This is a genomic window from Methanomassiliicoccaceae archaeon DOK (assembly GCA_009911715.1).
In the GTDB taxonomy this organism is placed as follows: Archaea; Thermoplasmatota; Thermoplasmata; order Methanomassiliicoccales; family Methanomethylophilaceae; genus Methanoprimaticola.
Window position 1 is genome coordinate 1825645 of record CP047880.1, and the last position, 25419, is coordinate 1851063.

A 25419-nucleotide genomic window follows, 5' to 3' on the forward strand; every position below is an offset into this window, starting at 1 on the left:
GAATCACCCCTTCCTCACGGCGTCGGCGATGATTCCGGCGACCGAGATGTGGGAGACCTCGTTCTCGAGGGTGTTGCAGCAGAGGACCGTGTCGAGGGCGCTTCCTGTCAGCCTCTCGATGGCGTTGTTCACGAACACCCCGTGGGTGCAGGCTACGGAGACGCTGACAGCCCCGGCCTCCCTGAGCGCGGAGGCGGCGGCGATGATGGTCCCTCCTGTGGAGATCATGTCGTCGACGATGAGCACCCTCTTACCTGTGCAGTCCATCTTGGCGGGCGCGATACGGACGTCGGTGCCGGACAGACGGGTCTTCTCAAGGTGGTCGTAGGGCACACCCATCCTCTCCCCGACCTCCTTGGCGCGTCCTGCGGCCCCGATGTCGGGGGAGAGGACGAGGTCGATCTTCTTGTCCCTGAAGTAGTCGGCGATGACCGGTGCCGCCTTCAGGTCGGTGTGGGGGCAGTCGAAGTTGTCCAGCACGACCTCCTTGTGGATGTCGATGGTGATGATCCTGTCGCACCCCATGTTGAGATGCCTGCACATGACCTTGGCGGACTCGGGCTCCCCGGGCTTGAACACCCTGTCCTGCCTGGCGTACCCGAAGTAGGGGACGACCAGCGTGACCGACTTCGCACCGAGCCTGCGGACCGCGTCCTGCAGGAGGAACATCTCGATGAGGTTGTCGTTGGGGTAGGTGTTCTGGACGATGACCACGTCGTCGTCGAGGGACTCCGTGTCAATCCTGGTGTAGCACTCCCCGTCGGGGAACTTTGTGGAAGCAGCCTGAATGTACGTGCAGTCCAGGATGGAGGCCATCTCCTTGGCCAGGTCCCTGGAAGACGACCCGCCTACGATTATCATGCCTGCTCGTATCGCGTCCTCATTCTTATAATCGCATGACGCGCGCCCGCGTGACCGATACATCCATTAGCATCCGTGCGCTGGCATGCCCCATGACCGAGAGGATCGACGTAGTCACCGAGGAGCGCATCGAGAAGTACCTGGACATCACGGCGAGGGCCCTGGCCAAGATCAGGATAGCCGCGCCCGAGAAGTCGTACAACCGCAGACTGGCCGACAGCTTCCTGGAGATGGCCAACTGCTACTACGCGGACGCCAAGCACTTCAGGGAGACTGGGGACATAGTGACCGCCTTCGCCGCGGTGAACTACGCCCACGCCTGGCTGGACTGCGGCGCCAGGATCGGCCTGTTCGACGTGGACGGGGACGATGTCCTGTTCACCCTCTACGAATGACGATCTCCTTCCTGCTCGATGAGCAGCGGTACGTCCTCACGTGACCTCTGCCGAACAGCGCCCAGACTTCGCCCTCGGGGGCGTCCGTGAACAGGCTGTTCCCGAGCATGCACATGCCCGCGTGGTATCCGCGGGACTTCAGGCGCTCGATGCCGCGCCTTATGGCGGGGCTCTCCAGCCCCGATTCCGAGGAGAACCCGTTAGACACCGCGAACAGGTTGTCGTAGGTCGGCTCCGCCAGAAAAGCGTCCATGGCCGTGGACGCGGCCTCGCGGATCCTTTTGAGTGCGACGGGATCCCCCAGAACGGAGTCGGTCCTGAGCTCCCCGCCGATGACGGCCAGCGTCAGGCGTTCCATCTTTATGTCCGCGCTCTCGACCCTGCCGAACGGCGGCATCCCGGCCACGGTCCTGACGGGCACATCCCCTCCCGCCACTATGGCCGCCACGTCCCCCAGTCCGCCGCCTCCGTTGACCTCCGCCGCATGGGCGGCGGCGAACGCATCGGCGCGGGACTGCCCGGTCATGTCCGCTATGCATATCGCGGTCGCCGTGGCTCCCGCGGCGCTCATACCGAATCCCTGGCTGACCGGGAGGTCGTTCCTGATGTCTATCTCGAACCCCGACCCGGGTGCGAGGATCTGCGCAACCATCCTCGTTATGTGGGCGGTCTCCACCACTCCGTCGATGCGGATGTTGACCACGGAGTCGTCCCGGGGCGTTACCGTGGCCGTGGCCCCCTTGTTGAGCCTGATGCCTATCCCGCGGGACCCTGTGCTCATGGCGTCGAACGAGTCCACGGGTTGGAAGACGCACGAAACGTGCCCTGGGCAGAAAGCGGATGTCATAGCCTCTTCACACAGTAGTCCAGAATCGCATCGGAGACCTCGGCCTTCGTCCCGGAGATGTCCACCGCGTCGTCCCTGGTGACCAGGATCGCCGCGGACGACTTCCTCCCGACGACGTCGATGTCGTTGGCCACGACGGCTGCGAGGTTGTACATCTCGAGACGGGACCTCGCCCTCTCCGCCAGGGCCGTCCTCGTGAGGCCCGACTCCGCCTTGAACCCGATCACCACGTCGCACCTGGTGCGGATCAGGGGCAGGACCTTCGGGACCGGGTCCAGGTCCAGGCCGAAGCCCTCGTCGCTGGATATCTTCCCGGTCGCGACCTCGTGGGGAGCGAAATCGGCAAGGGCGGCAGGCACCAGCACGGCGTCGTGGTCGATCTCCCTGACCATGGATACGAGGTCGGAGACGGTCTCGAACCTGCGGGTCGGGATGTAGTCGGACAGGTCCACACTGCATCCGCCCATCCACAGCTCGACATCCGCGCCCCTCTCGAACGCGCGCTTGGCCAGCTCGACGGCCATCATCCCGGTGGAGCGGTTGGTGATGATCCTCATGGAGTCGATGGGCTCCTCGCTGCGCCCTCCGATGACCAGCAGGCGCTTGCCGTGGAAGAAGTCCCTGGACAGGATCTTGAACGTCCATGCCACGACCTCGTCCTTCGAGGCCACCTTGGCCCTGACCCCGTCCCTGCGGGGCCCGATGAAGCTTATGCCCCAGGACCTGAGGCGCTCGATGTTCTCCGCGACGGCGGGATTCCTGTACATGGAATCGTGCATGGCGGGGGCGATGGCGATGGGGATCCCCGCGCCGATCGCGACAGTCGCCATCGACGTCACGGGGGTGTCGTCGATGCCGTTGGCGATCTTCGACACGGTGTTGGCGGTGGCGGGGTAGATCAGGAACAGGTCCGCCGAGCGGGCGGCCATCATCGTGATGTGCTCGGTCCTCCCGGTGAGGTCGGTGACCGGCCTGTGACCGCTGGCGAACTCCAGGGCGTCGGGAGTCACCAGCTTCTGCGCCTCCGGCGTGAGCACCGGATAGACGTCGGCCCCGTGCCTGATCAGCTCCCTGATGGTGCCGAAGCACTCCACGGCTGCGATGCTGCCTGTGATTCCCATTACGACTGTCTTTCCCCTGAGCTTGGTGCTCTTCTCGCAGTAAATCTCCTCTGAAGGATGCATCTCAAACCAACCTGTCGATAATTGCCATCACGTCCGCGAGGACGTCCTCCCGGCCTTTGGAGGCGTCTACGACATGGAAGCCGAACGTCCGGGCGAGATCGAGGTAGTTCCTCCTCACCTGCTCGAGGAACCCGAGGTTCTCGAACTTGCTGACCTCCTCCCCTCTGGAATCCACCCGACCGAGACTGTCGCGCGGGTCCATGTCCAGGAGGATGGTTGCGTCCGGCCTTCCCGTGAAATCTGAATTGATCGAGATGAGCCAGTCCCTGTCCGTCGCGTCACCGTCGAGCTTCGCCGACTGGTACGCCACCGTCGATGCGAAGTACCTGTCGCACAGCACCACCCGGCCCGAGTCCACCTCGCGGACGATGCGCTCGGTGTGGTCGTTACGGTCGGCGACGAACAGCAGGGCCTCGGTCCTCTGGGACACATGACCCGCCCCTCCGGAGCGTATGAACGCGCCGATCCCGTCGTGCGTCGGCTCCGCGGTCACCGAGACCCCGAGGCCGCGGGCCCTGAGCCTCTCAGCGACGGCGGCGCAGACCGTCGACTTGCCGACACCGTCTATCCCTTCGAAAACGACGAAGACTCCGCTCATCCGCTTCTCATATGCCGAACCGACTTATACTTGTTCGGAACGGCTCACGCCTGTCCGACTGACCTCTGCAGCAGGAGCACCACCGCATCCACGGACTCCACGTCCTTCACGTACGGCCTGCACAGTACGGCGAGCTCGCCGCGGATCCTGTCGTCGTACCTGACGTCGAGCGCCTGCAGATTCTCCCTAAGGGACCTTGCCAGGGAGCCTCCCCTACGGTCCCAGTCGGTCATGATCACAGCCTGCTTCCCGCTGTGCCAGACATGCTCCGCTGCCTTTACCGGGCCTCCTCCGCTCTGGACGCAGAAGAACTCGCCGTCGACCCCGACGTGCCTCAGCGACGCCACGTCCTTCAGCCCCTCCACCAGGATGATGTGGGTGGATGACATGGAGGACAGCTCGTCGAGGAGCTCCTGTATCGCATCGAGACGTTCGGCGTCATCCATCTACGCCGCCTCCCAGCGAGGCCATGATGGCCGACGGGTCGCCGTATACCGTCACCGTCTTCTGCCTCGACGTCTGACCCGAGGTGACCTCCGACCTGCATCCGGTCATCTCCCTGAACATCTCGGCCACCTCCCTGTTCGCGCGCCCGTCCAGCGGCGGAGCCCTGACCCTCACGTTCATCCTGCGCCTCCACTCGTCGTAGCCGTCCGGACCCGAGCGGTTGGACCTCGGGGAGACCGAGACGTCGACCTCGACGCATCCGTCGCGGACCCTGCATACGTCGGAGACCTTCATGACCACCCCATCGGCACACGCCCATATCACCATGTCGGAGGGATTATCTAGGGCACCGTTGATGGCCTGACGATGAGCCCTGCGCTGGAGCCTATGTCGTTCGACGAGCTGTCCGAGCTGTACAGGGTGGAGATGAAGAGCAGCGCCATCACCCAGGTCAGGAAGGACCTGTTCAGGGCGATGGCAAACCTGCTCACGGCCCTCCGCCTGGAGTACGACCGCCAGATGGCCCTGGACCCCGAGTCCGTCATGTGCGAGGGGGCGGAGCAGCGCAGAAAGAAGGCCGAGAGGCTCGCCAAGGACGTCGTCCACATAAGGACCCAGAAGATCTGCCAGATGGCCATCAGGGGCGCGATGGGCGGAAGGAACACCGTCGACATGCTGACGGACGAGGAGAGGGACTACTACGAGAGAGTCCTCGACCTGTCCAAGAGGCACATGTCGGAGATCGACCGCCTGCGCGGAAGAAAGAACACCGTCGCCACGCACATCGACGAGGTCCACACGGTCGAAGAGAGTCATCCGGTTACGGAGACCGCGGAACCGGCTCCCGCGGAGGCCGTGCAGAGCCCGGATGAGATCCCCTTCGACGACTCGCCGGACGACTTCCAGGACGAGCCCATCCCCGACGATTTCGACGACTTCTCCGAGATTCCCCCCGAGAGCGGGAGCGTCCACACGGACGTCCCTCCGCAGGCGGATTCTCACATTCCGGCCCCGGTCGGACACGACATGACAGCGGAGCCCCCGGCTGCGCCAGAACCCGCGGTGGAGACGGGGCCCGTCGCCGAACCTGAGCCGGTGCATCGTGCGGAGACTGCCCTCCCCCAGCCTGAGGCGGACGAGCTGAGGCCCATCCTGATAAGGGTGCTCGAGGACCTGCCGGAGTTCGCTGGACCGGACAGGGACTACAGACTGTCTAAGGAGGACCTGGTCATGCTGCCGAGGGTCCTCGCCGAGGTGCTCATCAACACCGAGAAGGCCGTTCTGATCAGGCCTACGCCCTGAGCGTCCTCGTGTCCCCGGGGAACTCCAGGCAGTCTATCTTGAGACGCCTTATGCCGGTGATGTCGGACACCGTCTCCCTCGCGAGATCCGGGATGTTGTTGGTCTTGCTGAGATGTGCCAGGAACAGCTGGCGGTTGGAATCGGTCATCGTGCGCCTGATGGCGTTGCCGCAGTCCACGTTGGACAGGTGCCCCCTGTCGCTCCCGATGAGCCTCTTGAGGCTCACGGGATACGGCCCGTCGACCAGCATCTTGTTGTCGTAGTTGGCCTCGATGACCGCGATGTCCGCCATCCTGAGGGCGGCCTCGATCTGGAACGTCAGCTTCCCGGTGTCGGTCGCCAAAAGAACGCTCTTGCCGTCGGCCTGGGTGAGGAACGCGTTCGGCTCGATGGCGTTGTGCGATGTGGGCAGGGGGGTGATGTGGAATCCCCTGAAGTCGAAGTCCCTGGCGGTGTCGAACGGCACATAGTCCACGTTGCCGAGGCTGAGCTGGGAGAAGGTGGCCGGGTTGCACATGACCGGCACGCCCAGTTTCCTCGCGGTGGCCCCTGCGCCCGACACGTGGTCGCTGTGCTCGTGCGTGAGGAGGATCGCTTTGACTGACTCCTTGTCCACGCCCTCCTGATCCATCAGCGACAGGATCCTCCTGCAGCTGACGCCGGCGTCTATCATGACGGCCTCGCCGTCACATTCAATCACGGTGCAGTTGCCATCGCTACCGCTGGCCAGAACGTGGACCTCTATCATCCGCCTGCGCCTCAGGCCTTCCTCTTGTAGAGAGCGAAGATGATGTCTCCCCTGGAGATGATGCCGACCACCACCCCCTTCTCGACGACGGGGAGGCGGTTGACCTTCATCTCGAGCATGGAGGACAGGACCTCCATGATCGTGGTGTCGGGGGTTGTCGTGAGGACCGTGCGGGTCATGATGTCGGAGACGAGCGTGTTCGAGATCTCCTCGGAGATGCTCTTGAGGATCGTGCTCTCCTCCATGCCGGAATCCATGGGGTAGTTCAGCATGACGTTTCCGGGATTGTCCTCGTCGAGCTCGTCCTGGTACTTCAGAAGCATGGCGAGAACGTCGTTCTCGCTCAGGATTCCCAGGAGGTGGTTCCTGTTATCCACTACAGGTGCCCCGGAGATGTTGTCCAGAGCGAACTTTATGACCGCTTTCTTGACGGTGTCCTCGGGCTTAAGCGTCACCACCTGGGTGGTCATCAGGTCCCTTACCTTCAACTTAGACATCGGGGAGGGTATTCCCTTGATGCGCTTATATTCGTTTGGTTGCGATGCTCGGACAGCCAGCAACCCCGGAAGGACATCTGTAGAATGCATATCATTATATATGAGCAGGTTATCAAGGGATTTTGTGGGCCTGTAGCTCAGCTAGGTAGAGCGTTCGACTCTTAATCGAACGGCCAAGGGTTCGAATCCCTTCAGGCCCGCCACTTGTTCATCTGATTTTTCCAGAACGCTTCCACGAACTTCGTCAGCATCCATTCCGTCGTTCTCATCGCATTGACATCGAAATCCTCTGCTGTCGAGGACTCCGACACCGACGTCAAGTCATCACACCGATCAGCGCCTGCAGGGCGAAGACCAGGATGAACAGTCCCGACACCACCCACATGACGCCCGACACCTCGGACCTCCGGCCGGTGACGACCTTCATCAGACAGTATGTGATGAACCCCATGGCGATCCCGTAGGAGATGTTGTAGCAGAGGGCCATGAACAGTCCCGCGAAAAACGCTGGCACCGCATCCGCCATGTCGTCCCAGTCCACGCTCTTGAAGGACGGCAGCATCAGTATCCCCACGAGGACGAGCACCGCGCCGTAGGCCGAAGGGGGGATCATGCTTATGGCGGACGCGAGGACCGCGCTGAGGGCTATGCAGACCGCCACCACCAGGCTCGTCAGGCCGGTGCGTCCGCCGGCCTCTATCCCGGCGGTGGACTCGACGACCGTCGTCGTGTTGGACGTCCCGAAAACAGCCCCCACAGATGTAGCGCACGAATCGCACAGGAGCGCACGGTCCAGTCTGGTCCTGAAGCCTGCGCTGTCCACCGAAGACAGCTCCTCCTCGGTGAAGAGCCCGCTGCGCCTCCCGGTCCCGATGAACGTCCCTATGGTGTCGAAGGTGTCCACGAGACTGAACGACAGGATGGCGACCACCGCGGACGGTATCATGCTGGCATCGGAGAACAGCGACGGGAGCCCCTCGGATGTGAATATTACCCCGAACGTGTCCGGGAGCTGCCCTACCGCCTCGACGAACGAGACCGAGTCCGAGGAGTCGGTCAGGCCGAGCGGTATGCCCACGAGCGTCGTCACTATGAGCGCGATCACTATCGCCCCGCGGACCTTCCTCACATACAGGACGATGGCCAGGACGAGGCCGAACAGGAAGAGCAGGACGGCGGGTTCGGCGAACGAGGACAGCGCAGGGGTTCCTCCCTCGAACGCGATGACCCCCACCTGAACCAGCCCGATGTAGGCGACGAACAGCCCTATCCCTCCGGATATGGCGTACTGGAGGCTGCGTGGGATGGCGGCTATGATGAGCCTGCGCACGTTGGTGACTGTTATCAGGATGTTTATGATCCCGCAGATGAACACCATGGACAGCGCCTGCTGCCATGTGAAACCCATCTGATCGCAGACCGTGACCACGAAGAACGAGCACATCCCGAGTCCGGGAGCGAGCGCGAAGGGGACGTTGGCGTACAGGGACATAACCAGCGTCCCGACCACCGATGCGATTATCGCGGCCAGGAACACTGCGCCCCACTCGATACCCGACTGGGATAGGATGTTCGGGGCGACGATGATGATGTAGGCCATCGAGAAGAACGTGGTGAGTCCCGCCGTGACCTCGCGGCCCCATGTGGTGCCGTGCGCCTCCAGCCTGAAGATGTCGCCCATGACTGTGGAATCCCCGTATACGGTTATGATTCTTCTGCGGACCGCGAGCTGATCGGACGCATCCAGCATGCGGGAGGACCGACCAAAATACTTTCATAATGGGGGCCGTTAGAAGCCTCATGACCATCGTCGTACTGCACACATCGAAGGGTGACATCAAGGTGAAGATGCACGAGGACATGCCGATCACCACCGGCAACTTCGTCAAACTCGCCAAGGAGGGCTTCTACAACGGGACCATCTTCCACAGGGTCATCGACGGATTCATGATCCAGGGCGGAGACCCCACCGGAACCGGAATGGGCGGACCCGGGTACACCATCGAGGACGAGTTCGGCAAGGGACACTCCAACATCAGGGGAACGATGTCCATGGCCAACACGGGACAGCCCCACTCCGGAGGAAGCCAGTTCTTCATCAACACCGTCAACAACACATACCTGGACAAGGAGGATCCCAGGACCCCCTACGCCCACCCCGTGTTCGGAACCGTCATCGAGGGAATGCCCGTCGTGGACGTCATCGGCCGCGTCGAGACCGACAGGAACGACAAGCCCCTCAAGGACGTGAAGATCATCAGCGTCGACGTCATCGACGAGTGATCCCGCACCCAAATCAATGGAGGGGTCCATAGGGACCCCTCCTTCTCCAAACCGATACATCGTCAGTTTATTCATACCGCCCGCCGATTCCCGCGTCACGGAGCGGATACTATGTCCAGACACGTGATGGAATGCCTCGGTATGAGCCGTGTGACCATCGAGGACGGGAAGGTCGTCGAAGTCACTGAGCCCAAAGTCAGATACTGCCCCCTGTTCGCGAAGCGCAGGGGCATGGAGGAGCTCAACAAGGAGTCGATCAGAGAGAACATCGAGTACCGCATCAACTCGTTCGGCATGTGCACCGAGAACCGCGTGACGACCATGGACAACTTCCTGAACTTCGGGATCTCGGAGACACTGTGCTCCGCCCTCAAGAACGGGAAGATCGATGCCGCGGTCATAGCGGCGGACGGGTGTGGGACGGCGGTCATCACCGATCCATCACTGGTCCAGGGCATGGGCGGCAGGATCTCCGGGATATGCGAGACCGAACCCATCCCGAAGGTGGTCGAGGCCGTAGGAAGGGAGAACATGCTGGACCCCGACACCGCCAGAATAGACATGGAGGCGGGCGTGGACAAGGCGTTCTCCATGGGATACGAGAGAGTCGCCGTCACCACGCCGTTCGTCGACTCGGCGGAGAGGATGAGGGGGAAGTACGGCGACAGGCTGATCATCATCGGGGTCCACACCACGGGGATGTCCGAGGAGGACTCCGTGAAGGCGTTCGACAACTTCGACATAATCACCGCATGCGCGTCCAAGTACCTGCGCGAGGAATGCCTGAGGAGACCGGAGACCCTCGTGGCCGGAAACAAGGTGCCCGTGTACGGGGTGACACCGATCGGCAGGGAGCTCATGCAGGACAAGCTGGACGAGTGCGGGAAGAAGGCATGGAAGCCCGGGGAGCCCACCGAGTATCCGGATCCGCTGATCTGAAACCGGTCATGGCCAGACCCGACCAAACCGGTCTAAAATTGGATTGACAGGCGGCAGAGTCGCCAAGAACAACTGATCAGTCATTGATAGCTGCAATGCGACCTGTGCAGAACGGGACTAATCACTCGCCCAGATAGGTGTCGATGGCGAGATGGGTGCCGGACCTGAGGAAGATGATCGGAACCTTCTCCCTCCTGAGCCTGCGCCTGAGCTCCTTGTCGTTGGTCAGGACGTAGCCCCCAGTCTTCTTGGCCAGTTCTATGACGGAACTGTCCCCTGTGGCCTCGGTGGGGATGATCTCGTACTTCCTCGCCAGGGACAGTGCCGCGCCGGCGAACTTATGGTCGAGATGCTTGAGCTCCCCCACCAGGGGCCCGGGGACGACGATCCTCGCCTCGCCCAGGAGTTCCCTGAGAGCGAGGTCGAGGTTCATCTTGATCTCAAAAGGCATGAGTAAGGCGTTTGTGTCGAGGACCACGGTCTGCATGGCCCTCACTCTACGATGCCGTAGCCGATGAGCCTCCACTTGTTGGAGATCCTTCTGGAGATGGCGACCCTCTGACCGGGCATGATGCACACCGGGATCTTCAGGGCGACCTCTGCGGAGTCGCTCCTGGCGCTCTTGACGACGCCTACCGTGGTGGCCGTCCCGACACTGAGCATGAGCGGCTCGTTGCTCTTGATCTCCTCGACTGAAAGCTCTGCGGACGATCCGACGACACGGTCCAGGAGCACGGTCTTCATGCTGAAGTCGTGCGCCACCTTCGGCAGCTCTCCGGGACGTCCGATGACCCTTCCCGTGAGTCCGTCGGACTTCGTCATGGCGGCGTCCAGCCCGGTCCCGATGGCGATGAGGCCTCCGGGAAGGACCTTGTCGACGCTCTTGCCTCCGGCCTCGAGCGAGGTGATCTTCGCGGTGATCCTCTCGTAGACGGTCTTGCCCGCGACCTCGGTCTTCCTTCCGGGGGCGATCTCGATCTCGTCGCCCACGTGGAGTGTTCCCTGCATGAGGGAACCGCCCAGGACACCGCCCTTGAGGTCCTCTGGCTTGGTTCCGGGGGAGTTGATGTCGAAGGAACGGGCCACGTGCATGAGCGGGGGCGCGTCGACATCCCTGACGACCTTGGAGACGATGTGCTCCTCGATGGCCTCGATGAGCATGTCGATGTTGACTCCGCGGTTGGCAGAGATGGGGATGATCGGGGCGTTCTCGGCGATGGTGCCCTTGACGAACTCCTTGATCTGCCTGTAGTTCTCGATCGCCTGCTCCCTGCTGACGATGTCGATCTTGTTCTGGACGATGATGATCTTGTCGATGCCGATGATGGACAGGGCCATCAGATGCTCCTTGGTCTGGGGCTGGGGGCACTTCTCGTTGGCCGCGACCAGCAGCAGGGCGCCGTCCATGAGGGCGGCTCCAGAGAGCATCGTCGCCATGAGGGTCTCGTGTCCGGGCGCGTCGACGAAGGACACCGCCCTGAGAAACTCCGTGTCCGCACCGCAGTTCTTGCACTTCTTGGTGGTGCCGAATGCGGCGGGCCCCTGGCATTGGGGGCATTTGTAGAATGCCACGTCCGCGTACCCGAGACGGATAGAGATGCCTCTCTTCAGTTCCTCGGAGTGACGGTCCGTCCACTCGCCGGAGAGCGCCTTGGTGAGGGTCGTCTTCCCGTGGTCGACGTGACCGATCATCCCGATGTTGATCTCGGGCTGCTGAGGTACTTTCATCAGTTCTCCGCGGGAGCCTCGCCCTCGGGCTGGGGGTTGAGGCACTCCTCGATGGACTTGGGTCCGTACTCGGCAACGGCCATGTTGATCTGGACGATCTCGGCGGAGATCGCGGATCCGCGGATGGCGACTCTCTTCCTCTGTCCGGGGTACTTCTCGTGGAATCCCTTGCTGTCGGACAGCAGGAGCTTGACCCTCTTGTTTCCGGGGAGGTCGCTCCTCATGGGGGTACCGTTGCCGTCGGAGCCGCCGGTGATCTTGAGCTTGTAACCGGGGAGGCCCACGAAAATTCCATCCACGACCTCTCCGATGTTGACACCAATCAGAGAGTTCGCGTGGTGACCAGACACTGCGACGTTGTAGGACCTTCCGGTCTTGACGTCGTTGACAATGGCTTTGAATTCTACCATTTGAACACCTGTAGGCGTCGCTATTAAAGAATGGTTTATAAACCTTTTCAGAAGAGGTCAGTTGAAGAACATCAGCATCCTGGACACGGCGATGTTGAACATGTCCGCGATGGACCTGCTCTCGTAGTCCTCGGGATGGCACTCGGCGGCGAGCCCCGTCTCACGCAGGATGGCGTCGGCGGCCTCCGATGCCGCCTCGGAGGAGTACACGGTGGCATTCGTGTTGAAATCCAGATCAAGGGACCTCGTCGTGAAGTCCGACGAGCCTATGCTGAGCGTGCTGCGGTCCGCGACCATGATGCACTTTGCCAGCGACCTGTCGGCGAAGTAGACCCTTGCGCCGGCCAGCATGAGGGGGTACGCCGCGGCCAGGGAGTTCCAGGCCTGGTACCAGCGCCTGCTCCTCCTCGGAAGGAGGATCCTGACGTCGACGCCGGACAGCACGGCCAGCTTGACGGATGCGTAGAGCTCGTCGTTGGGCATGAGGTACGGGAACGACATGTAGAGCGACTCCCTGGCACCCCCGATGATGTCCGAGTAGCACGTCATCATCGGACTGCTCTCGCGCAGATCCGGTCCGTCGGAGACGATCTGGACGTCGACACCCCCCTGCCTCGGAGGCGTGGATACCGGGCGGACCCCCAGGTCCTCCCCCGAACCGTGCAGCCAGTCCGCACGGAACCTCCGTTCCAGACGCTCGGCGGCCAGGCCCTCCAGCCTCATCGCCGCGCCGCGGCCCTCGTAGGCGATGGCGCCGTCGATCACGACGAAGGAGCGCATGTTGCGGTAGGCGGACTTCTTCATGAACGCAGAGTACAGGGGGTTGTGGAAGGTGCAGAACTTGGCCCCGGCCTTCCTCAGCTTGCCGATACCTCCCGTCCTCCCGAACCACAGGGTCGATGTCATGATCCTGACGTCCAGCCCCTGCTTCGTCTTCTCGATCAGGGACCTCATGACCTCGTCCAGGCCGTGGGGCATGCGGCGAGCCATGATGTATATGGACTCGGTGGCTGAATCGAAGTCGGCTCTCACATCGGCGAGGATCTCCGACCGCTCCCAGTAGAGCTTCACCAGATTGCCCTTCGTGCGGACATCGGCGCCGAGCTCGCGCAGGGACCTCTGCATGACGGTCTCCTCCCCCTCCTGCGGAGTGGTGTAATCGAGGAACCTTTGGTCGTCCGCGGACTTTCTCCCGAACCGCCAGCTAGCATATATCGTCGATCCGAAAAGCGCGAACAGCACTATGCCCGCGAACGGCAGGATGACGATGACCGTGATCCAGAATATCAGGGACCGCGGGTCCAGCCTCTCCGCGAAGATGAGGACGATCAAAGCCAGGACGTCCACGACGAGCAACGGCTCCCATATGGGGAGCACGAAGGTGATGTAGGCGATCACCTGGTCTGTCAGGAATGTCATGTTACTGGATCACATTCCCCAGAACGGGTCGTCCTTGCGCTTGATGACGACGGTCTCCTCCATCGCCATCTTCTCGTCATCGTTGAGCTCCAGGGTCTGGAGCTGCTTGTAACCGGACTCGATGAGATCGACGTAGAGGATGTCCTCCTCATCGATCTGCCTCCCGACGGTCACGCCCTCGATGGCCACTGCGACCTCCTCGCCCTGCTTGGCCTCCTTCAGGGCGTCCTCGCCCGTGTGGATGCTCTTGATCCTGCCGGCGTCGCGGCCGTCGGAGCCCAGGAGGTTCTCCCCAGGCCTTATCCTTCCGGCCAGCACCCTGACACCGACGATGGCGGGCTTGCTCGCGCGGAACACGCAGTTGGGGAGGATCTTGAACTTGGCTGGGAAGGAGAACTCCGACCTCTTGTCCGTGTCGGTCTTCTTCTTGCTGTCCTCCACCCACTCGATGTAGTCATCGATGAGCTGGTAGACGATCTGGTTCGTCATGACCTTCATCTCGTCGTGGTTGGCGAGCTCCGCCTCGGCGTCCTTTGACATGTTGACGTTGAATCCCAGGATGACGCAGTTCTTCTTGTCGCCGTACGCGGCCTCGACGATGTCCCTGCGGGTGATTTCGCCGACCCCGTACTTGCGGATGGGGATGTCGTGCTCCCTGGCCTCGTACGCGAGCGCCTCCAGCGACCCGATGGCATCGGCCTTGATGGTGATCCCCTTCTCCTGGGTCTCGATCTTGATGCTCGTCTCCTCCTGGAGGGCCTTGATCGCGGGGTCGTTGGGACCCTTCACGACGATGATGGGGGCTCCGGCGATGACGCCCTCGCAGTTCTGGCAGGAGATCTTGACGCCTGCGGCCGCGTGGAGCTCCTTGACGGAGTCGAACCTGTCCCTGGGGTCGCGGATCTCGTCCAACGGCTTGGGCTTGAGGATGGCCTTCACCTTGGTGACGACGGGCGCCCCGCGGGTACCCATGGCGACGGTGTCACCCTTCTTCAGCGTCCCGGAGTACAGGATCATGTCCAGGGTCTTCCCCAGTCCGCGCTCCTCCTTGATCTCGAGGATGGTCCCCTTGCCGGGGCCCTCGCCCTTCTCCAGCTGGGACTCCAGGAAGCGCTGGGCGAGTCCGATGAGGACCAGGAGCAGGTCGGGTATGCCCTCCCCCTCCTTGGCGCTGATGGGCACGAGGGCGACGGCCTTGGTGAAGTCGTCGATGCGGTCGTACCTGTCCGCGGAGATGCCCTGCTCGGCTAGCTGGGCGATGACGGTGTAGAGCTTGTCGTTGAAGGCTGCCAGGGTGTGGTCCTGCTGGACCTTCTCGGCGAGGATGAACGGCCTGCCCTCCTCGCTGATCCATCCCTGGATGGTGTCGACCTTGTTCAGGGCGATGACGAACGGGGTCTTGTACTGCCTCAGGATGCGGATCGACTCGATGGTCTGGGGCATCAGCCCCTCCCTGATGTCGATGACGAGGACCGCGATGTCCGCCAGGGAGCCTCCCCTGGCCCTGAGGGTCGTGAACGAGTGGTGGCCCGGCGTATCGATGAAGAGCAGTCCGGGGACGTCGAACTTCTTGTTGCCGATCAGCTGCTTGCAGACCTTGTAGATGTGCTCGATCGGAACCTCCGTGGCACCGATGTGCTGGGTGATCGCCCCTGCCTCGCGTGCCTGGACGGAAGTACCCCTGATGCGGTCGAGAAGCTTCGTCTTGCCGTGGTCTACATGACCAAGAACACTGACAACCGGTTGTCTAATCGCCATGTCCGCCACCTTTTCAGATAATAATAAGGGGTTTGGTATGAAAATGGTTTAGGTGCTGAATCACTCGTAGATCCACTTGTCGGCGGTCCTGTCGTAGGAGACGAGCTCCTCGGGCTTGAAGAAGATGGAGATCTCCCTCTTGGCAGACTCGACCGAATCGGATCCGTGGATGATGTTCATGCCGGTGACCATGGCGTAGTCGCCGCGGATGGTTCCGGGTGCGGACTCGGCGGGGTTGGTCTTGCCCATCATTCCCCTGCAGACGGAGACCGCGTTCTCACCCTCGAGCACCATGGCCATGACGGGGCCGGAGGTGATGTAGGAGATGAGAGAGGGGAAGAAGGGCTTGCCCTTGTGCTCCCCGTAATGGTTCTCCGCCGTCTCCTTGGAGATGACCATCATCTTCATGGCGACGATCTTGAGTCCCTTCTTCTCGAAGCGGGAGAGGATCTCGCCGCAGAGTCCGCGCTGGACTCCGTCGGGCTTGACCATGAGGTAGGTCTGCTCCATGGCCATGCTCACTCCTCCTTCTTCTCGGCTGCTTTGAGTCTGGCGGCCTTCTCGATGGCGGCCTTCTCGGTCCACTCGGTGGTCCTTGCGACCCTCTTCAGCTCGATCATGTTCTTGTAGCACTTGTTGGTGTCGAAGAACAGAATTGTGCCGTCCTTCCTGACGAACATCTTGCCTGTTCCGGGCTCGATGGATGCGCCGCAGAAGGAGCATTTCCTAGTTGTGTCCACCATGCCAATCACCTCATTCCGAGCTTCCTGGCCTCTCTGGACGTCTCCCTCAGCATGAGGATGTCCCCCATCCTGACGGGGCCCATGATGTTCCTGGTGATGATTCTACCTTTGTCGCGGCCGTCGAGCACACGGACCTTGACCTGGGTGGCCTCTCCGGTCATCCCGGTCCTTCCGATGATCTCGACAACCTCCGAGGGGATGCTGTCTGTGTCGACCATTCAGCTCACCTCAGTTCTTGAGAGCCTGGACTGCCTGGGCGATCTCGTCGCAGAGGGCCTTTCCCTTTCCGACGTCGGTGATGGCGACGGAGGCTGCGGGCTTGTCGAGTCCGATGGCCTTTCCGAGCTCGATCTTGCTGGGGACGTAGATGTAGGGCACGTTCCTCTCGTCGCAGAGAGCGGGCATGTGGGCGAGGATCTCCGGGGGCTCGACGTCGGTGGCCATGATGACGATGGCGGCAGCGCCGCGCTCGACGGTCTTGGTGACCTCGTTGGTTCCCTTCTTGATCTTTCCACCGTCCCTGGCCATCTCGGCGAGGGAGTAGGCTTTGTCGGAGAGTTCCTTGGGTGTCTCAAACTTCACAAATACAGACATTTCAATTACCTCTTTCAGACGCACCAACGCGCCTTCATCATTCATCGGCTCTTGGAGAGCATCCCGCACTATCGGGTGATTGTATTTATAATGTCCGAGGGAAGTGGACGCGACACGTCAGGATTTGCCTGCCTGCTTGTTCTCGCCGAAAGGATCCTGGATGAACCCCATCAGCTTCGGATGGAGCTGGAACGACTTCACGATGGCGCTCAGGTCGTGGTCCTTGAGGTAGAATCCCAACGCGATGGACACGCACATCGACCCGAACGTGTTGGCAAGCATGTCCCTGAGTGTGTCGAACGGGCTGTACTGCATGTTGGTGCCCGTGGTTATGTCGACGATGAACTCGAAGACCTCCCAGTACGCGCTGAACCCCATCATGATGACGGCAACGAAGATCGACATCGTCCATCCGGAGAAGTTGACCTTGCCCTGCGAGTAGGCGTGGTAGCACATCAGCGTGTAGTACACGCACAGCGAGACGACGACGGACGAGATCGTGTGCGTGACGGTGTCGTAGTAGACCAGCACGTCGTACCTCAGGAGCAGGACCCCGTACGCGTGCAGGAAGATGGCGACGGCTATCGCGATTATGAACGTCTTCGGGAGCGTGATGATGCGGGCGTGCTTGAGGGCTATCGGGACGAGACAGAACAGGCCGCAGAATATGCCCGTGTTCACCTCGTACGACATCTTGAACCCTGATGCCAGAGAGACGATGCTCATACCGAGGATTATCAGACAGGCGGCGACGCATATGGCATCGTCGAGACCCCATCCGTTGTTCGGGGGCTTTATCGGCTTGTACTCCGGGACTACGTCGTCCTTCCTCCTCTCCTTCCTCTCGGTGACGGGCTTGCGGAGCTCGGTGGACTGGGTGAACTCGCTCTTGTCGTGCCTCTTGACCGCCTTTGCCGCGATGATCGCGTAGGCCGCCGAGGCGAAGGTGGCCACGAACGGGGACACGATGAGGATCCTGTTGGAGTACCTCTCCTGACCGTGCTGGAAGTCGCCGTTGAAGACAGGCGCCCCGTCGGCGTAGAGGCTGCCGAACATGAAGAACAGATCCAGGACCGAGACGGCGAGGGAGATCATCATGGCGAACAGCACCATCCACCTCTTTGTCAGGGTCATGCCGAACGACCTGTCCATCAGGAGAGCCAGCATGAATCCGGAGACGAAGCACTGGAGAGCCTGGAACGCCGCGTTGAAGTATTCCGTGTAGGAGACGTCCAGCAAGATGTGGCTCCCGACGGGATAGACCAGATGGTCCACCAGATAGTAGATCACCACAAGAGTGGGTGCCAGCATCGACATCCACACGACGTTCCTGCTGTAGTAGTACCCGACATCCTTGTAGTAGGGCAGGAGAAGCAGCAGTATGCTAAGCAGGTCGACTACCAGCCACATCCAGTCGCTCATGAGAAGAGCCACGGCTGCCATTGCGATGGAGACGGCCAGAGAGGCTGTGACGAGCGACTTGATCTGAATCACGATGATGCCAACAAGGGGCGAGATATAACCGTTTGCTCAGAAATGGGAAAATCTAACGTAAATTCGGAAGGATTCCCGCCCCAGGAAGGGGCGGGATTTGATTGATCAGTTGACGTAGTCCAGCCAGTCCTCGTACTTGAGGTCCTTTCCGGTGGCGATGTCGTGGAACTTGGCGTGGATCTCTGTGGCGACCTTACCGATCTTGCCGTCCCCGATGGGCCTTCCGTCCAGACTGGTGACCGGTGCGATCTCCGCCGCCGTGCCGGTCATCCAGACCTCGTCTGAGGACATGAGCATGAACCTGGAGACCTCCGTCTCGAGGACCTCGTAGCCCATATCCTGGGCGATCTGGATGATGGAGCGCCTGGTGATACCGTTGAGGATGCTCTCGGCGGATGCGGGGGTGACGATCTTGCCCTGGTAGTACATGAAGATGTTCTCGCCGGTGCATTCCGCGACGTGTCCGACTGAGTTCAGCATGACGGCCTCGTTGGCCCCCTGGCTGACGGCCTCCCTCTTGGCGAGCGTGGAAGCGACATAGGATCCGTTGACCTTGGCCCCGGCCGGCCCGCAGAGGTTGTCCGGCCTCTGCCAGGAGGACGTGATCAGCTTGGCCCCTGCAGCGGCGCCGGAACCCAGGTAGTTGCCCATGTGGACGCAGGTGATCGCCATGGAGACAGGAACGCCGACGGGGTTGAGCCCGACCTCCTCTCCGCTGAGGAAGACGCAGGGCTTGACGTAGTCGACCATCTCGCCGTTGGCGCGGACGACATCCTTGATGGCGTTGCAGAGGTCGTCGAACCCGTATGTCTTTCCGTCGAAGACCAGGTCGATGCCCATCATCTTGCATCCGTCCATCATCCTCTGGACGTGGTCCTTGAGCCTGAAGATGGCCATTCCCTTGGGTGTCTGGTAGACCCTGATTCCCTCGAAGACGCCGGTTCCGTAGTTGAGGGCGTGTGCGAGGACGTGGACCTTCGCATCCTCCCAGTTGACAAGCTTGCCGTTCAGCCAGATCTTTTCAGTCTTGTCCATGAAATCACCTTGATGGCAATCGGTGAGGAGACATTCGGTCCCCTGCTAAGAAGAGTGCACGATTGTTTGGATATATACACATTTTCTGGCTCTACGTCGAATCCTGTTGTAACGCCGTTAACGGAGTCCCAACGGATCCGACATGTCGTCAGGCGTCAGCCCGACGGTTCCGCGGCGTACCGCCGGGTTCCCATGCCGGAACCCAGGATGTTCCTGGCGGCGTTGCGGTCGCGGTCCATCTCCAGACCGCAGACCGGACACCGGAACATCCGTTCCGAAAGGGGGATACCATCGCCGACGTGCCCGCAGCGCGAGCACGTGCGCGTGGTGTACGCTGGGTTGACCCTGATCAGGCGGACGTCAGTCTTCCCAGCCTTGCGCTCCGCCTTCCCGACGAGGGTCGCCCATGCGGCCTCCGTGAAACGTTTCCTTCTGACGAGCGTGCCGTCCTCCCTTGAGGCCAGCCGCCTGACGTCGATGTCCTCGACGACCACCGTGGTTTTGCCGGACACCATCCAGTCCGCCACCCTGTCCAGGTATCCGTCGCGTCTACGACGGATGCGCTCCTCGATCCGGGCGATCCTGCGCCGCTTCTTCAGCCATTTGGCGGTGCCCTCCTCGAGTTTGGATAACTGGCGCCTTAGGTGCGCGAGCTCGGCCTCGGCCTCCCTGAAGAAGTCGGGCGTCCTGATCTTGTTCCCCTTGGAGTCGGTTATCAGGTCGACCAGGCCGAGGTCGTAGCCCTCGGCCCTGACCGGCTCCCCGACGTCCATCTCCCCGCGGACGACCCTGTCGGTCTCGTAGGTGATGCAGATGTACCACCTCCCGGTGCCCCTGCGCACCGCCCTCACGGTTACCGCCCTGCCGTTCCGGGGCTTGGCCAGGTTCCTGCAGCGGACCCACAGGTCCCTGTTCAGCCGGATGCGGTTGCTCTCCATCTTCGACGACCTCGGATCGAAGCAGATGGAGCGGAACCTGGGAGGGGTCTTGATGCGGGGCACATGGAGCTCCCCGTCGGCCAGGGACCTCCTCTCGCACCTTTCGACAGCCTGCCACACCCTGCCGATGGTCTCCCTCAGGGTGTAGGAGTTCACCGATCTGAGCATGCAGTCGTCAGCCCTCATGAGCGTGAACTCCCTGTTCATCTCCATGGGGTCAGGAACATGGACTCCGTCGATCAGGCAGTGGATGCAGGCCTCGGCGAAATGGTTGTACACCCCTCTGGCGACGTCGAGCTGCCTCAGCAGCTCGCGCTCCTGGGTCCTGTTCGGGTACGCGGGGTACACCCTGGTCACGAACCATCTGTCCTCGGATCCGCCTCCCCTCCTGCCCATGTCATACCCATCGTCAAATGTGGTATAAAAGGCTCACAAGGGGGTCTCCGAATGGGCCGAATAACCATTAACGGTCATTGAACAGATGATGATCCATCTGTTCTCCCGGATCCCCCGATGATGGCATGCCGTGATTCCGATGAGTTCCGTACCCACAGGTCCGCATTCGGACTCCGATGTTCATCAACGGCGTTACAACACGAATCTGCGAAGAGGCCATTTTCTAGTGCAAATCTCAGTCGTCCATGGTCCTCAGCAGTTCATCGACGGCATCCTCGAAGGTGAACCCCTCTGAGACCTGAATGCCCCGGCACCCGAGACGCCTCCCGAACTCCATGTCCTTCTCATGGTCGCCGATCATGAAAGACCTGCGCGGGTCTATGCCGTGCTTGAGGATGGCGGCGAGACCCATGCCTATCTCGGGCTTCCTGCATGAGCAATGGTCGTCAGGCGTGTGCGGACAATAGAATATGTCGTCGATATGGCCGCCGCCCGCCTCGACGGTGCGCCTCAGCTTGTCGTGGATGCGCCCCAGCGTCTCCTCGTCGAAGAACCCGCGACCTATCCCGGACTGGTTGGTGATCATTATGACCAGGAACCCGGCGTCGTTCAGGCGCTTGATCGCGGCGGGGACGAAGTCGTACACCTCGAAAAGATCCGGGTCGCTGCAGTACGGGACGTCCTTCGCGACGGTGTCGTCCCTGTCGATGAAGACCGCTCGCTGACCGAAGAGCTCCCTCTCCACTATGCCGCACATGGTGTGGCAAGCGCAGAGATAGCCTTCCTGAATGCGGGGCGTCTCCTTGGAGGGGATGACGACCGCGATGTCGACGATCTCCCTCAGCTTGCCGCCATCGCCTGTGAAGGACATGGTGACGGCCCCGCGCTCCTTCGCGGCCTCCATGGCCAGTATTACGTTTTTGGAGTTGCCGGAGGTTGACATCCCGATGACCACATCGCCCTTCCTGCAGATCGCCTCGACCTGCCTCTTGAAGACGAGGTCGTAACTGTAGTCGTTGCCGATTGCGGTCACTGGCGCGATGTTGGACAGACACACTCCAGGAAGGGCGGGACGCTCCAGCATGTACCTGCCCGAGAACTCGGCGGCGATGTGCTGGGCGTCGGCGGAAGAACCACCGTTGCCCATGAATATCGCCTGGTTGCCGTTCCTGAACGCCTCTATGAGGGCGTCAGCTGCCCTGCGGACCTGTGCCGGATCGATCTTCGATATTGTCTCTGCGCTCCTCTGAAGCTCGGCTTTGATGGCGTCATTCATTGGGATACCTCCAAGAGATCACTCCCTCGGGCTCGAACATGTAGTCGGTCACCCTCGCACCCATCTTCTGGAGAACTTTGGCGACGCTGTACTTGCGGTCGTATCTGCATATGAAGTACATGAAACCGCCACCTCCGGCACCTGAAACCTTTCCGCCTATGGCGCCTTCGTCCATGGCCGCCTGATAGAGCGCGTCGATCTGCGGATTGGAGACCTTGTTGGAGAACTGCTTCTTATACTCCCAGGCCTCATGGAGAAGCTCCCCCGCATGGACGATGTTTCCCTTCTCGAGAGCTATGACCATCGAGGTTGCTATCTCCTTGGTCTTGTCGAGGGCCTCCTCGTTCTGCCCCTTGTTGAACTTGTCCACCTGACTCTCGATGATCGTGGCGGATTCGCGTGGATTGCCCGTGTAGCACAGGAGCGAGGAATACTGGAGTTCGTTGACGGTGTCCTCTGGGATTCTCACCCTGTTGACGTTGACCCCATGCTTGTTGAACTTCATGAAGTTGAAACCGCCGAACACGGCCGCATACTGGTCCTGTTTGCCGCCTTTGAGGCCGATCTCCTCCCTCTCGAGCTTGTACGCCAGCTGGGCCATCTCCATGCTCGTGAGCTTGATGCCCTGCCACTCGCACATTGCTGCTATGATGGAAACTATGACGGTCGATGAGCCGCCCAATCCGGACCCCGGAGGTGCCTCCGACTGCAGGAACATCCTGAATCCGTCGGTGATCTCGAAATGATTGGTGACAGCTTTTATGAGATCCATGTTGCCGTCGAGCTTCAGAGGTCCGCCGTCCAAGGGTGCCATAAATTTACCGTAGTCGGTGGAATGAACAGACATCGAGTGATCGTCTGTGGGTGTGATCGTACAGTATGCATACCTATTAATCGTCGTGTTGAAAACCGCACCGCCCTTTTTCGATGCGTAAGGCTCAACATCTGTACCTCCCCCAGCAAGACCTAATCTCAGAGGAGCCCTTGCTCTGTAGTGAATCCCATCCATTTTTACACCGACCGCATGGAAGCGGAAGCCGAAGAGCCCTGGTTTCAGAACTTTCGTTTACATTACGTAAATCGGCTGGAAGCGTTTACGAGGTTGTCATATATATTGATTTCAGCTGGAATGTCAGAATGCGGGAATCTGGCACATACAAAGGTCAAGTATGTACCGAGCCCCATAGCAGGTGTAATAGCCTCCACTGAATATGTAAACAGTAGCTCCTTCAACAGCCACAAGACTACCCACATGAGTTCCGCCCCTCACACTAACCTCTTCCTCCATGATCAGGGTTGAATCATATGTAACTCCAGATGCGATTGCCTGGGCTAGATCGGTACGCGTGGAATCCTCGTAATATCCACCGACGATTCCAATCATACCGTCACCAAACTTTGCCATAGAAAACGACCCATATCCGTCGTCTGAAACATAGCCCAACTGAATAGAATCGGCAACGTTGACAGACATTCCAAATTGCGTACTGCTGCTCCTAAGACACAAAAGCTCCCCGATGTCATTGCCCCTGACATTCGCAGAATCATATGAATCGCTGGAGTTAAAGCATCCTTCCCCATAGAAAAGATCCGCCCAACCATCCACCTCAGAAACTGTACCATCGGAATTACCGACGTACATACCCATCGTAACGCCCAACCAATAGATAGATCCGCCGGACCTAAGCCATTCTAGAACAAGGTCATCTTCGGATCCCGTGTATATTGTATGGGGCATCGCACCCGAGATAAACACCACTGCGACACCATGAGCATTAGCACTGCTCATCAACTCGCTTAGACCACGGGCATCAACCACTGTGGACCCTATGCCGCGTATCTCAAGTTCTCTGACGATGTCCTCGACACACTCGGAAGCATTGGATATCCCCTGAGTACCGTACGAATCATCGAGATAAATGTAAACTTCGTCAACAGACTCCATACGACCAGTATCAATCTCAAGAATCTGGAACCTGGCAGAACCGGATGATTCCACCTCGTACATCACGTTCCCATCCTGGTTGATAATGTCTGAACTGAAATGATACGGATTTGCGACGTAGATCATCATCTCACCCGCGACCATGACTACTACAAGTACCGCGAATATCGAAATCACGATCTTATGCCGATCCATTGGAAACCACCTTCGAATCCATTCTTCTGTTGTGGACATATGTTATAAACACGGAATATATTGCCAAAGTTTCCAACGCACCCAGAATCAAATTAATCAATGATTGATTGGACATTCCAAGAATAGTGACCGAATCCAACCATTCGATTCCATTCAGTATGAATTCTGGAGACACTATGTGCAGGAACACGTTTGCTGCAAAAAGATCGCTGAAATTGTGCATCACTATTGCATATAACGTGGGGACAATCAGCAGAGCAATCAGAGACAGTTTGTATCTCGAGTCTGAAACCAACACATGGTAAATGACGAACGGAATGATGATCATCATGTATGTAGGTGCTGGCGTCCATAGGAACACAGATGTTGCGCCCAGCATGCAATACATCATGAAACGGTCATTATTGTTGGACTTGCTGGACCTGCCCTTCTGATAGTAGTATGCAAGTAACACTTCCAGGAATATTATGACAGGCTGAAGCATAATTACAATGGTGTACCCGTTGGACGTTAGTGAATCCCAGAAAGATTCCTCACCGGCTCCAATAGAATCTACACGATTGAACACAAAGTTGAGAGAATCCCAGATTGTTCCATTTACTATGTCAGGAGTGTAAATTACAAGAAACATCACTGCCGCTCCCAGAATGGACATACTGAGAGATTTTGCAAACTTGCGTATGTCTCCAGACTCCTTCACTAGTATGTATGCCACAAATAGGAAGATGAGGTATGCTGGGAAAAACTTGGACAGCACCGCCATTGAGAATGAACATCCAGCCAACAAATAGTTGCCCTTCATAAGGAAATACACGGTAAGAAGAAGCGTTAGAACCGAGAGTCCGTCAAACATGGCATGTACACACGACGTGTAAATTGTTAACGGACATAGAAACCACAGACCGAATGCGATTGAAGCTTTCTGACGGTCCCCGGTACGCTCCATCACCATGAGATAGAGAACATAGGAGATGGCGAGATCGATCAGAGTGAACACTGCCTTGAACACAAGGCTGAACTCTACTGTGGTAACAAGATCCATGTAGTATTCCCAAGACACATCTTGAGATGGAATGAGGGAATCGGACTCGATGCCAAAGACATCTATGCCGAATAAATAATTCATCACAAAACCAATTGATGATATGAAGTAGCCCCATACTGGGGTGTAGTAATACCCTGGGAGCTCATACAAACCACTATTGGATTGTATATTTTCAATGATGTATCCCCAATACGCTATGTCATAGCTGTGAGTGAAGAGAACGGATATCAGAGAGCGTATGATGAGCCCTACGGCTGCCAGAAAAATCAAAGGGTGTACGAATACCCATTGACGGATAGTACTAGCGCCGAACCCATCCCCCATACCACTGGTATTCCAAGC

The 25419-nt window shown here is 59.6% G+C and carries 28 protein-coding genes, 1 tRNA gene and 1 pseudogene; 5 read left to right on the plus strand and 25 right to left on the minus strand.

The window, feature by feature from the left end; translation table 11 throughout:
• Positions 1–3 precede the first annotated feature (3 nt).
• A complete protein-coding gene (locus JS82_09235) occupies positions 4–861 on the minus strand; it encodes a ribose-phosphate diphosphokinase (protein QHK18272.1) in 858 nt (285 codons plus the stop codon).
• Positions 862–953: 92 nt separating this feature from the next.
• On the opposite strand from JS82_09235, the gene JS82_09240 reads away from it, so the two are divergent.
• Positions 954–1256, plus strand: a complete 303-nt coding sequence (locus JS82_09240) for a DUF357 domain-containing protein (protein ID QHK18444.1) — start codon at positions 954–956, stop codon at positions 1254–1256.
• Here the strand turns inward: JS82_09240 and JS82_09245 are convergent.
• From JS82_09245 to JS82_09265, 5 genes are read right to left on the minus strand one after another with little or no spacing between them, the layout of a single operon-like run.
• Entirely contained in the window at positions 1240–2103 is an 864-nt protein-coding gene (locus tag JS82_09245) for a pantothenate kinase (GenBank protein QHK18273.1), read from the minus strand. The genes JS82_09240 and JS82_09245 overlap by 17 nt on opposite strands.
• Positions 2100–3287: a bifunctional phosphopantothenoylcysteine decarboxylase/phosphopantothenate--cysteine ligase CoaBC gene (gene coaBC, locus JS82_09250; protein ID QHK18274.1), complete on the minus strand. Its 1188-nt coding sequence runs from the start codon at positions 3285–3287 to the stop codon at positions 2100–2102. The genes JS82_09245 and coaBC overlap by 4 nt, the downstream gene beginning before the upstream one ends.
• A gap of 1 nt (position 3288) precedes the next feature.
• Positions 3289–3885 (minus strand): dTMP kinase, encoded by a 597-nt coding sequence (gene tmk, locus JS82_09255; GenBank protein ID QHK18275.1) that lies wholly within the window; start codon positions 3883–3885, stop codon positions 3289–3291.
• A gap of 44 nt (positions 3886–3929) precedes the next feature.
• Entirely contained in the window at positions 3930–4331 is a 402-nt protein-coding gene (locus JS82_09260) for a Toprim subdomain protein (protein QHK18276.1), read from the minus strand.
• Positions 4324–4626: a YggU family protein gene (locus tag JS82_09265; GenBank protein ID QHK18277.1), complete on the minus strand. Its 303-nt coding sequence runs from the start codon at positions 4624–4626 to the stop codon at positions 4324–4326. The genes JS82_09260 and JS82_09265 overlap by 8 nt, the downstream gene beginning before the upstream one ends.
• 72 nt (positions 4627–4698) lie before the next feature.
• Between JS82_09265 and JS82_09270 the strand changes: the two genes are divergently transcribed.
• Positions 4699–5634, plus strand: a complete 936-nt coding sequence (locus JS82_09270; protein ID QHK18278.1) for a hypothetical protein — start codon at positions 4699–4701, stop codon at positions 5632–5634.
• On the opposite strand, the gene JS82_09275 is transcribed toward JS82_09270, so the two are convergent.
• A complete protein-coding gene (locus JS82_09275) occupies positions 5624–6382 on the minus strand; it encodes an MBL fold metallo-hydrolase (GenBank protein ID QHK18279.1) in 759 nt (252 codons plus the stop codon). The genes JS82_09270 and JS82_09275 overlap by 11 nt on opposite strands.
• A gap of 11 nt (positions 6383–6393) precedes the next feature.
• Complete coding sequence (locus JS82_09280) at positions 6394–6852, minus strand: CBS domain-containing protein (protein ID QHK18445.1); 459 nt, start codon at positions 6850–6852, stop codon at positions 6394–6396.
• Between the two features lie 153 nt (positions 6853–7005).
• On the opposite strand from JS82_09280, the gene JS82_09285 reads away from it, so the two are divergent.
• Positions 7006–7082: transfer RNA gene (locus JS82_09285), tRNA-Lys, on the plus strand.
• Between the two features lie 113 nt (positions 7083–7195).
• On the opposite strand, the gene JS82_09290 is transcribed toward JS82_09285, so the two are convergent.
• Positions 7196–8560: an NCS2 family permease gene (locus JS82_09290; GenBank protein ID QHK18446.1), complete on the minus strand. Its 1365-nt coding sequence runs from the start codon at positions 8558–8560 to the stop codon at positions 7196–7198.
• Positions 8561–8679: 119 nt separating this feature from the next.
• Here JS82_09290 and JS82_09295 point away from each other — a divergent pair, with 119 nt between their 5' ends.
• Complete coding sequence (locus tag JS82_09295; protein ID QHK18280.1) at positions 8680–9162, plus strand: peptidylprolyl isomerase; 483 nt, start codon at positions 8680–8682, stop codon at positions 9160–9162.
• A gap of 111 nt (positions 9163–9273) precedes the next feature.
• Positions 9274–10101, plus strand: a complete 828-nt coding sequence (locus JS82_09300) for a DUF2099 family protein (protein QHK18281.1) — start codon at positions 9274–9276, stop codon at positions 10099–10101.
• A 121-nt stretch (positions 10102–10222) separates the two neighbouring features.
• Here JS82_09300 and JS82_09305 read toward each other — a convergent pair whose 3' ends face one another.
• The 16 genes and pseudogenes from JS82_09305 to JS82_09380 form a co-directional block, all read right to left on the minus strand.
• The gene (locus JS82_09305) at positions 10223–10588 is read right to left on the minus strand and encodes a twitching motility protein PilT (GenBank protein QHK18282.1); all 366 of its coding nucleotides are present in this window, start codon (positions 10586–10588) and stop codon (positions 10223–10225) included.
• Between the two features lie 5 nt (positions 10589–10593).
• On the minus strand, positions 10594–11829 hold the full coding sequence (locus JS82_09310) for a translation initiation factor IF-2 subunit gamma (protein ID QHK18283.1): 1236 nt from the start codon (positions 11827–11829) through the stop codon (positions 10594–10596).
• Positions 11829–12239, minus strand: coding sequence for a 30S ribosomal protein S6e (locus JS82_09315; GenBank protein QHK18284.1), 411 nt, complete (start codon positions 12237–12239; stop codon positions 11829–11831). Before JS82_09315 ends, JS82_09310 begins: the two co-directional genes overlap by 1 nt.
• 57 nt (positions 12240–12296) lie before the next feature.
• Positions 12297–13658 (minus strand): hypothetical protein, encoded by a 1362-nt coding sequence (locus JS82_09320; GenBank protein ID QHK18285.1) that lies wholly within the window; start codon positions 13656–13658, stop codon positions 12297–12299.
• Between the two features lie 9 nt (positions 13659–13667).
• Positions 13668–15416, minus strand: a complete 1749-nt coding sequence (gene infB, locus JS82_09325; GenBank protein QHK18286.1) for a translation initiation factor IF-2 — start codon at positions 15414–15416, stop codon at positions 13668–13670.
• Positions 15417–15476: 60 nt separating this feature from the next.
• Positions 15477–15926, minus strand: coding sequence for a nucleoside-diphosphate kinase (locus JS82_09330; GenBank protein QHK18447.1), 450 nt, complete (start codon positions 15924–15926; stop codon positions 15477–15479).
• Between the two features lie 8 nt (positions 15927–15934).
• Positions 15935–16159, minus strand: a complete 225-nt coding sequence (locus JS82_09335; protein QHK18287.1) for a 50S ribosomal protein L24e — start codon at positions 16157–16159, stop codon at positions 15935–15937.
• Between the two features lie 5 nt (positions 16160–16164).
• Positions 16165–16377 (minus strand): 30S ribosomal protein S28e, encoded by a 213-nt coding sequence (locus JS82_09340; GenBank protein ID QHK18288.1) that lies wholly within the window; start codon positions 16375–16377, stop codon positions 16165–16167.
• Positions 16378–16387: 10 nt separating this feature from the next.
• On the minus strand, positions 16388–16753 hold the full coding sequence (locus tag JS82_09345; GenBank protein QHK18289.1) for a 50S ribosomal protein L7ae: 366 nt from the start codon (positions 16751–16753) through the stop codon (positions 16388–16390).
• A gap of 117 nt (positions 16754–16870) precedes the next feature.
• Positions 16871–18247 carry a hypothetical protein gene (locus JS82_09350; GenBank protein ID QHK18290.1) on the minus strand — a complete coding sequence of 459 codons (1377 nt, stop codon included), beginning with the start codon at positions 18245–18247 and terminating at the stop codon, positions 16871–16873.
• Positions 18248–18352: 105 nt separating this feature from the next.
• On the minus strand, positions 18353–19282 hold the full coding sequence (locus JS82_09355) for a branched-chain amino acid transaminase (protein ID QHK18291.1): 930 nt from the start codon (positions 19280–19282) through the stop codon (positions 18353–18355).
• Between the two features lie 155 nt (positions 19283–19437).
• Positions 19438–20616: a transposase gene (locus JS82_09360; protein ID QHK18292.1), complete on the minus strand. Its 1179-nt coding sequence runs from the start codon at positions 20614–20616 to the stop codon at positions 19438–19440.
• A 730-nt stretch (positions 20617–21346) separates the two neighbouring features.
• Positions 21347–21892, minus strand: a pseudogene (locus tag JS82_09365) (SIS domain-containing protein).
• Complete coding sequence (locus JS82_09370) at positions 21885–22901, minus strand: kinase (protein ID QHK18293.1); 1017 nt, start codon at positions 22899–22901, stop codon at positions 21885–21887. Before JS82_09370 ends, JS82_09365 begins: the two are co-directional and overlap by 8 nt.
• Positions 22902–23024: 123 nt before the next feature.
• On the minus strand, positions 23025–23963 hold the full coding sequence (locus JS82_09375) for a hypothetical protein (protein ID QHK18294.1): 939 nt from the start codon (positions 23961–23963) through the stop codon (positions 23025–23027).
• A 55-nt stretch (positions 23964–24018) separates the two neighbouring features.
• Positions 24019–25401 carry a hypothetical protein gene (locus JS82_09380; GenBank protein QHK18295.1) on the minus strand — a complete coding sequence of 461 codons (1383 nt, stop codon included), beginning with the start codon at positions 25399–25401 and terminating at the stop codon, positions 24019–24021.
• Between the last annotated feature and the right edge of the window lie 18 nt (positions 25402–25419).

Bases quoted from the DNA above. Each gene is read 5' to 3' on its own strand.
- JS82_09360 (QHK18292.1), bottom strand. From the start codon at position 20,616: ATGGGCAGGAGGGGAGGCGGATCCGAGGACAGATGGTTCGTGACCAGG.
- JS82_09275 (QHK18279.1), bottom strand. From the start codon at position 6,382: ATGATAGAGGTCCACGTTCTGGCCAGCGGTAGCGATGGCAACTGCACC.
- JS82_09305 (QHK18282.1), bottom strand. From the start codon at position 10,588: ATGCAGACCGTGGTCCTCGACACAAACGCCTTACTCATGCCTTTTGAG.
- JS82_09345 (QHK18289.1), bottom strand. From the start codon at position 16,753: ATGTCTGTATTTGTGAAGTTTGAGACACCCAAGGAACTCTCCGACAAA.
- coaBC (QHK18274.1), bottom strand. From the start codon at position 3,287: ATGCATCCTTCAGAGGAGATTTACTGCGAGAAGAGCACCAAGCTCAGG.
- JS82_09300 (QHK18281.1), top strand. From the start codon at position 9,274: ATGTCCAGACACGTGATGGAATGCCTCGGTATGAGCCGTGTGACCATC.
- JS82_09290 (QHK18446.1), bottom strand. From the start codon at position 8,560: ATGGGCGACATCTTCAGGCTGGAGGCGCACGGCACCACATGGGGCCGC.
- JS82_09370 (QHK18293.1), bottom strand. From the start codon at position 22,901: ATGGATGGGATTCACTACAGAGCAAGGGCTCCTCTGAGATTAGGTCTT.
- JS82_09355 (QHK18291.1), bottom strand. From the start codon at position 19,282: ATGGACAAGACTGAAAAGATCTGGCTGAACGGCAAGCTTGTCAACTGG.
- JS82_09235 (QHK18272.1), bottom strand. From the start codon at position 861: ATGATAATCGTAGGCGGGTCGTCTTCCAGGGACCTGGCCAAGGAGATG.
- JS82_09375 (QHK18294.1), bottom strand. From the start codon at position 23,963: ATGATCTACGTCGCAAATCCGTATCATTTCAGTTCAGACATTATCAAC.
- JS82_09320 (QHK18285.1), bottom strand. From the start codon at position 13,658: ATGACATTCCTGACAGACCAGGTGATCGCCTACATCACCTTCGTGCTC.
- JS82_09270 (QHK18278.1), top strand. From the start codon at position 4,699: ATGAGCCCTGCGCTGGAGCCTATGTCGTTCGACGAGCTGTCCGAGCTG.
- JS82_09315 (QHK18284.1), bottom strand. From the start codon at position 12,239: ATGGTAGAATTCAAAGCCATTGTCAACGACGTCAAGACCGGAAGGTCC.
- JS82_09295 (QHK18280.1), top strand. From the start codon at position 8,680: ATGACCATCGTCGTACTGCACACATCGAAGGGTGACATCAAGGTGAAG.
- JS82_09260 (QHK18276.1), bottom strand. From the start codon at position 4,331: ATGGATGACGCCGAACGTCTCGATGCGATACAGGAGCTCCTCGACGAG.
- JS82_09330 (QHK18447.1), bottom strand. From the start codon at position 15,926: ATGGAGCAGACCTACCTCATGGTCAAGCCCGACGGAGTCCAGCGCGGA.
- tmk (QHK18275.1), bottom strand. From the start codon at position 3,885: ATGAGCGGAGTCTTCGTCGTTTTCGAAGGGATAGACGGTGTCGGCAAG.
- infB (QHK18286.1), bottom strand. From the start codon at position 15,416: ATGGCGATTAGACAACCGGTTGTCAGTGTTCTTGGTCATGTAGACCAC.
- JS82_09310 (QHK18283.1), bottom strand. From the start codon at position 11,829: ATGAAAGTACCTCAGCAGCCCGAGATCAACATCGGGATGATCGGTCAC.
- JS82_09265 (QHK18277.1), bottom strand. From the start codon at position 4,626: ATGAAGGTCTCCGACGTATGCAGGGTCCGCGACGGATGCGTCGAGGTC.
- JS82_09335 (QHK18287.1), bottom strand. From the start codon at position 16,159: ATGGTGGACACAACTAGGAAATGCTCCTTCTGCGGCGCATCCATCGAG.
- JS82_09380 (QHK18295.1), bottom strand. From the start codon at position 25,401: ATGGGGGATGGGTTCGGCGCTAGTACTATCCGTCAATGGGTATTCGTA.
- JS82_09340 (QHK18288.1), bottom strand. From the start codon at position 16,377: ATGGTCGACACAGACAGCATCCCCTCGGAGGTTGTCGAGATCATCGGA.
- JS82_09280 (QHK18445.1), bottom strand. From the start codon at position 6,852: ATGACCACCCAGGTGGTGACGCTTAAGCCCGAGGACACCGTCAAGAAA.
- JS82_09245 (QHK18273.1), bottom strand. From the start codon at position 2,103: ATGACATCCGCTTTCTGCCCAGGGCACGTTTCGTGCGTCTTCCAACCC.
- JS82_09240 (QHK18444.1), top strand. From the start codon at position 954: ATGACCGAGAGGATCGACGTAGTCACCGAGGAGCGCATCGAGAAGTAC.